This is a genomic window from Microcystis sp. LEGE 08355, from assembly GCF_015207185.1.
Taxonomy (GTDB): Bacteria; Cyanobacteriota; Cyanobacteriia; order Cyanobacteriales; family Microcystaceae; genus Microcystis; species Microcystis panniformis.
The window spans coordinates 1-5726 of sequence record NZ_JADEXI010000299.1; the positions used below are offsets into that span (position 1 = coordinate 1).

General features: G+C 37.8%; 10 protein-coding genes and 1 pseudogene. 6 read left to right on the forward strand and 5 right to left on the reverse strand.

Annotated features, from left to right (window positions below):
* From IQ242_RS26245 to IQ242_RS27185, 5 genes and pseudogenes are all read left to right on the forward strand, one after another.
* Positions 1-195: hypothetical protein (locus tag IQ242_RS26245; RefSeq protein ID WP_228021022.1), on the forward strand; the 195-nt coding region annotated here is incomplete at its 5' end.
* Positions 196-247: 52 nt separating this feature from the next.
* A complete protein-coding gene (locus tag IQ242_RS26250; protein WP_228021023.1) occupies positions 248-418 on the forward strand; it encodes a DUF3368 domain-containing protein in 171 nt (56 codons plus the stop codon).
* Between the two features lie 107 nt (positions 419-525).
* The gene (locus IQ242_RS15195) at positions 526-780 is read left to right on the forward strand and encodes a hypothetical protein (RefSeq protein ID WP_079208873.1); all 255 of its coding nucleotides are present in this window, start codon (positions 526-528) and stop codon (positions 778-780) included.
* Positions 781-1116, forward strand: a complete 336-nt coding sequence (locus tag IQ242_RS15200; protein WP_079208874.1) for a type II toxin-antitoxin system PemK/MazF family toxin — start codon at positions 781-783, stop codon at positions 1114-1116.
* A 51-nt stretch (positions 1117-1167) separates the two neighbouring features.
* Positions 1168-1272 (forward strand): annotated as a pseudogene (locus IQ242_RS27185) (LamG domain-containing protein); the annotation flags it as partial.
* A gap of 109 nt (positions 1273-1381) precedes the next feature.
* Here IQ242_RS27185 and IQ242_RS15205 read toward each other — a convergent pair.
* From IQ242_RS15205 to IQ242_RS15215, 3 genes are all read right to left on the reverse strand, one after another.
* Positions 1382-1849 (reverse strand): type II toxin-antitoxin system VapC family toxin, encoded by a 468-nt coding sequence (locus IQ242_RS15205; protein ID WP_193960531.1) that lies wholly within the window; start codon positions 1847-1849, stop codon positions 1382-1384.
* The gene (locus IQ242_RS15210) at positions 1850-2113 is read right to left on the reverse strand and encodes a hypothetical protein (RefSeq protein ID WP_002800342.1); all 264 of its coding nucleotides are present in this window, start codon (positions 2111-2113) and stop codon (positions 1850-1852) included.
* A 392-nt stretch (positions 2114-2505) separates the two neighbouring features.
* Complete coding sequence (locus IQ242_RS15215) at positions 2506-3543, reverse strand: fatty acid desaturase (protein WP_193960532.1); 1038 nt, start codon at positions 3541-3543, stop codon at positions 2506-2508.
* 300 nt (positions 3544-3843) lie between these two features.
* On the opposite strand from IQ242_RS15215, the gene IQ242_RS15220 reads away from it, so the two are divergent.
* Positions 3844-4884: a DNA cytosine methyltransferase gene (locus IQ242_RS15220; protein ID WP_193960533.1), complete on the forward strand. Its 1041-nt coding sequence runs from the start codon at positions 3844-3846 to the stop codon at positions 4882-4884.
* On the opposite strand, the gene IQ242_RS26260 is transcribed toward IQ242_RS15220, so the two are convergent.
* Both IQ242_RS26260 and IQ242_RS26265 read right to left on the reverse strand, forming a co-directional pair.
* The gene (locus tag IQ242_RS26260; protein ID WP_370583008.1) at positions 4877-5107 is read right to left on the reverse strand and encodes an HNH endonuclease; all 231 of its coding nucleotides are present in this window, start codon (positions 5105-5107) and stop codon (positions 4877-4879) included. The two genes, IQ242_RS15220 and IQ242_RS26260, sit on opposite strands and share 8 nt — an antisense overlap.
* A gap of 339 nt (positions 5108-5446) precedes the next feature.
* Complete coding sequence (locus IQ242_RS26265; RefSeq protein ID WP_228021025.1) at positions 5447-5635, reverse strand: hypothetical protein; 189 nt, start codon at positions 5633-5635, stop codon at positions 5447-5449.
* Positions 5636-5726: the final 91 nt, after the last annotated feature.

The window sequence follows — 5726 nt, forward strand, 5'->3', positions numbered from 1 at the left end:
AAGACATTGCTTCGATTTTTGCCAATTGTTTTCTATCTAGAACGAGCTAATCAATTGAGTCTCTTGCCCTATAAGGATTTAGTCGATTTATGCCCCCTGATCGAATCATACCAAGTAACGAAGAGCCGAATTACAGAAGGAATTACACCGAGGAGAATCAGAAACGATAGCTTTAGCGATTTCTTCAAATGCTGATAGAGTAATTATAGACGAGAACCCTGGCAGAAAGAAAGCAATTAGTTTAGGATTGAATGTTATTGGAATTTTAGGTATTTTATTAATTGCCAAAAGAAGAAGATTAATTCCTAATATTCAGCCGTTAATGGATGATTTGATTTTTACAGCAGGTTTCCGTGTTAATCAAATATTGTATTTAGACATATTAAAAACAGCGCAAGAAATTGATGAAAACCCATAACTAAAGCCTTCAAAATCTTCTTATTTAATTGTTGCTAACTAATTGACAACAAGAGCGTTTTTTTGTGGTAAAATGGTTGGCCTAGTGTAGATATAGTAAAAGTTGAAATGTCTATCACCCATATTAATAATCTTCAAGACCAGATTTTGCAAAGTATTAAGACTTTACCGCTAGAAAAACAGCAACAAGTCCTTGAATTTGTCAAATCCTTACAAAAAAATTCACGTTTTCAGAAATGGGACAATATTTCAGATGCAGAAGCACAATCGTTACAAAATGAATTTGCTCAAGAGGATATTAGCTTTTCAGAAAGTATTTTACCCGATTATTTATCTCACCTTGAACAAGAGGATAAGGAATAAATGCGAGGCGATATTTATCTAGCTGATTTGAATCCGAGTCGTGGTTCAGAACAAGCTGGTATTCGACCTGTTATTATTGTCCAACATAACAATATTGATCGCTTCACTAGCACTGTTGTTGTAATTCCATTAACCAGTAATTTACGTCGCGCACAAATCCCCGGAACAATGGTTATTCCCGCAGGACAAGGAGGCTTAAATCAGGAATCAGTAGCCTTATGTTATCAAATTGTTGTTATTGATAGACAACGACTTCAGAGACAGTTGGGGACACTTTCTTCTAGTTATTTACAGCAATTGGAAGAGGCGATGCGATACAGATTAGATTTAACATAAAACACTAATAGGAATGTTTAATTAGTTTAATTTTCTTTCTGGAAAACTTGAACTTTAAGTCTCCTGGTAGTCAGTACACTCGGCGCAGTTTCAACCCTCAAACGCAAACTAAAATCATCCCAATCTACCAAAAAAGAAACGACAAAAGTAGGCTAAATTGCTTCTAAAAATACCATAAATGCCCCTTCATTTACTCCCTTGAAAGGGACTATTTTTCCACCTTTTTAAACTCTAAAAATTTCAGAGTTCACAGCTTATCGCTTACTTAAGACGGATGATTATTAGGATTTTCCATCAGCAATTCCTCACTGATAACAGCAACATTCAATTCATTATCTGCCGAGACAAAAGTGATAGAAGGTAAACCACTAGCTAGGCAAAGTGTATTAACAGCACAACCTACTGCTAACTGGATTGCGTCATAACCTCTTAAACCATAAGTTTCCGCTAATACCATTCCTGAATTAATTATACTTTCGGTAATTTCAATGACTTGATAATCTTTAAGCGAGTCCTTTCTCAACTGATGAACTATTGCCGTTGCATCCGTAACGCTAATACTTCCAGTGCGGGATCTTCGCGTAATAGCAGCCACAATTTCTACCTTGGCGATTGCGGCAATAAATATTTCATTATTTAAAGCATCAGTAAATAATCCCAATACCCACGCTGAACCGGTTTCGCTGATATAACGCTTGACCAAGGCACTACTATCTAGGAAATAAAGTGCCATTTAACGGCGTTCCTCAATAATCGTTTCTGAAATAGGTTTTCCCTCGATTTCAATCAATCGTCGCTCAGTTATCGGTTGAGATGAAGGACGCTTAATCTGCTTGACTAATCCAGCATCAAGAAGAGATTGGTGAAATACCGCTTGTTTCTCAGCTTCTTCTTTATCCATAAGATACTGTTGAATCTTCTGATTAAGCAGCTGAAGTTCTTTTAGCTCAAGAGTCTCAAGCTGATTCAAGATTTGAGTAAGGATTGCCTGTGTCATAATCTGCTACTTTTTTTGCTGTCTGAGTAATTAATATTTTATAGCAAAGTTATAATTGAGTTAGTACAATGGACAGTATCATAAAAATTCACTCTTTAGACCTGCTTGATCGTAAATTTTTAGATTCTAGGCGCTTAATATCCTCTTGCCAGTAGCTGTTGAAAAGCAAAATGATCAAATCCTAGAGAGCCGCTTTGATATTTGTTTGATTCTTAGCCAATGCTGCCGATGTTATTCCCTTTGTACCTCGTTCAATTTCACTGCATCAGCTTAATTCCTTGCCACTGAATCAAATAAAGACAAAGACTTTACCCCCAGTTTTGGCAACTATTTTCGGTGTGAGAGGAGGAGGCAGATTTTGCTGCCGTTTCCTCCTAATGGCTAAGATAAGATTAGTTTTTGCGGTAAAAAATCTTACTACCTTGGTCACTGACAAAATGACAATTGCGGTAGGACCGCCAGAGAGATTTGAAAATCGGTTCTTTCGAGAGGCGATAATAGTCTCCTAAGACGGGACGGATGGCCTCGGTTGCTTCTTGGAGATGATAGTGGGGAATAGTGATAAAAATGTGATGGGCGACGTGAGTACCAATTTGGTGATGGATGGGATTAAAGATGCCATAATCGCGATCGATGGTAGAAAGCGCGCCTTTGAGAAAGTACCAGTCTTGACCGCGATACCAGGGAATATCATCTTCGGTGTGGTGTAGGAATGTCACTAGGTCTAACCAAACCACAAAGACGATATAGGGCATGATGTAGTAGTTAAACAGAAACCAAAAGCCTTGGCTGATACCCACCCCGATTAATAGACCCAACATAAAGGTACAGCAAACGGTGCTAGTCAGTACCTGCCACCGTTCCGAGGGGCGAAAGAGGGAGCTTTCGGGCATAAAATGGGACCCCTGTTTATTAGGGGAACGACGGAAAAGATAGAGGGGATAAACAAACAAAATTAGCTGGAAACGAGCTAATTTCTCGTACCAAGCCATATTGTTATACTGGGTTTCCGTGACGGGATACCAACTTTCATCGGTGTCGATATTACCGGTATTAGCGTGATGGGTGCGATGACTGATGCGCCAACCGTGGAAAGGTACGAGAATGGGAGTATGACTGAGATGACCGATTAAGTTATTTAACCAACGATAACGGGAAAAGGAACCGTGACCGCAATCGTGACCGACGACAAATAGGGCCCAAAACATGGTTCCCTGCATAAACCAAAAAAGGGGGAAGAACCAAGCTTGATTAATCTGGTAAGTTATCCAGTAAAGTAGGGTAATAATGCCAATATCAAAAAAAAAGTAGGCTAAAGAGCGAAAAACGCTTGATTGGAAGCAACGGGCCGGGATAGCTAGACGGACATCCTGTAGGGTAAATGGCAAAAATTCTCTTTTTAGGGAGGGTTTAGGTAGGGTTTGGGACACTAGGTTATAACTCAAGATGGATAACAGGGCAGTATTGACGAAAGCTTGAGTAGCTCAAGTTTTCTATTTCTCGATGCGCTATCTTTTGTCTATCTCAGCTAAGAAGCGGATAAGACCGAGCGATCGAGCGAATTTCGCCTAACTCCCTAGGATTTTATTCTAGGGCTTAATGTAACTTAACAAAAGCCCCTAGGGAAAGTTAATCACATTCTCCCCCTGTCTGTCCATCTGTCCCCTTGGGCATCTAGTACAATAATATCTGAGAAAATAGATAAGACTCTCGGTTATTCAATCAATATTATGAACCAGTTACCTATTCGTCCAGCTAACAAAAATTTTACCCATAGTTGCTTGACTTTTGCCGATTTTTATGCGGGAATTGGTGGCTTTCGTCTCGGTCTTGAACAAATCGGTTGGCAATGTGTTTTTAGCAACGAAAATAACCCAAATTGTGTGAAAACCTACAATCACAATTTTCATGAATCCATGAAACCGCAAGATGTTGAAGCTTTAATTCCTAGCTTACTTCCCGATTTTGAGGTTTTTTGTGGAGGATTTCCCTGTCAGCCATTTTCCAGAGCAGGACAACAAAAAGGTTGGCAAGACAGTCGCGGACTAGCCATTCAGGAAATTCTCAGAATTTGCCATGAAAAAAAGCCTAAAGTTATCTTTCTTGAAAATGTTAGTAATATCGTGCGCTTAAATCAAGGGCAGATATTAAAAGATATATTAATCCAGTTAAAAGAAATAAATTATCTGGCTTTTTATGCAGTTATCGATAGTAAATATTTCCAAATTCCTCAATCAAGACCTCGCTTTTTTTTATTGGCTTTCCGCAAGGATTTAGGAATTAAAAACTTTCAATTTCCCCAACCTTGCCATGAAGAAGTGGGTATTGAAAAAATTATTGTTCCGGGGGATTATTCAATTCCCATATCGGAAAAATGGCAGCAGTATATTGATTATTATGCTGGCAGAATTACTGCCGAACAATTATCTTTTCAACTGCCAAAAACAAGAATAAGTATTGAAAGGGCAAGTGTTAATGTAGATTATGATAATTGTATTTATCAAATCAGATCTAGTGGCATCCGAGCAATTTCTATCCAAAAACCCTTTCCTACTTTTGCGGTTAGTGTTAGCGGTGGTGGTGCCATGATTCCAGTGTATAGCAAGGAAAGAAGACATTTAAGTCTCTTAGAAATAAAAAGATTAATGGGATTTCCCGATGATTATTATTTTCCTGTTTCTCGCACCGCTGCTATTAAACAACTTTCTAACGCTGTCTGTCCCCCAGTCATTAAACATATTGGTATAAATATTACTAAATCACTTAATTAGCTCGATTTAACCGGTCTTCAATATTTTCTTGAGTGGGGAAAATAATCTTAGTTACTTCAGGAAAAGCTAAGACGCATTCTGAACATTTATCAGGAGCATAGTTACAAAGATTACAGATTTGCCATTTGCATTTATTACAATAGAAGCAGAGAGCTTGAAAATTGTCATCGGCACTATTTCCACCTTTTTCTACGGGAATCCGATGATCCCAAACTAAACGCACTCGATCCCTAGCATAGGTATTTTGATTGATATTTTCTTTCTTTTTAAGAATTGAGCCACAAAAATTACATTTATGTTTTTGTTGTTCTAAGATATTTCTCTGAATTAGGGATGAGGGAGGTGTTCTAATCGGTGGTTTAGTAGTGGTAAAAAGTCGTTGATGATCGGAACTATCTAAAATATATTTTTGACTGCCTAATCTTTTTTGTCCTGGGGGAGCATAAATAAAATTAAATCCCTCTTCTTTCCAAAGTTCGCTAAATGGTTTATTAGCATCAGCATAGGAATCTTGAATTAAATTTTCAGGAATTTTACCCTTGAGTATAGTTTTTATCTCTTGTCAATTATTGGTCGCATTAGTTAGATCGCTTTCACAACCTTCTCCATACCTAATCAGAGTTAGCAAAGCAGCAATAGTTCTTTTTTTATATAAAATAATTACTCTGTTATCATTAAAGATAATTGAATATCCTTTTCCTTGAGTATTCTTGGTAATTTCTCTAATATCTTCTAACTTGATCTCACTCATCTTAATACCTCTAGAAATTACAGATAATTGGCTGTTAAAAATTGTCAGATGCCCCCCTTATTAAGGGGGGATTAAAGGGGGGACTAAGGGG

Excerpts from the sequence above, each read along its gene's own strand:
- IQ242_RS15195 (WP_079208873.1), top strand. The coding sequence starts at position 526 with ATGTCTATCACCCATATTAATAATCTTCAAGACCAGATTTTGCAAAGT.
- IQ242_RS15200 (WP_079208874.1), top strand. The coding sequence starts at position 781 with ATGCGAGGCGATATTTATCTAGCTGATTTGAATCCGAGTCGTGGTTCA.
- IQ242_RS15205 (WP_193960531.1), bottom strand. The coding sequence starts at position 1,849 with ATGGCACTTTATTTCCTAGATAGTAGTGCCTTGGTCAAGCGTTATATC.
- IQ242_RS15210 (WP_002800342.1), bottom strand. The coding sequence starts at position 2,113 with ATGACACAGGCAATCCTTACTCAAATCTTGAATCAGCTTGAGACTCTT.
- IQ242_RS15220 (WP_193960533.1), top strand. The coding sequence starts at position 3,844 with ATGAACCAGTTACCTATTCGTCCAGCTAACAAAAATTTTACCCATAGT.
- IQ242_RS26265 (WP_228021025.1), bottom strand. The coding sequence starts at position 5,635 with ATGAGTGAGATCAAGTTAGAAGATATTAGAGAAATTACCAAGAATACT.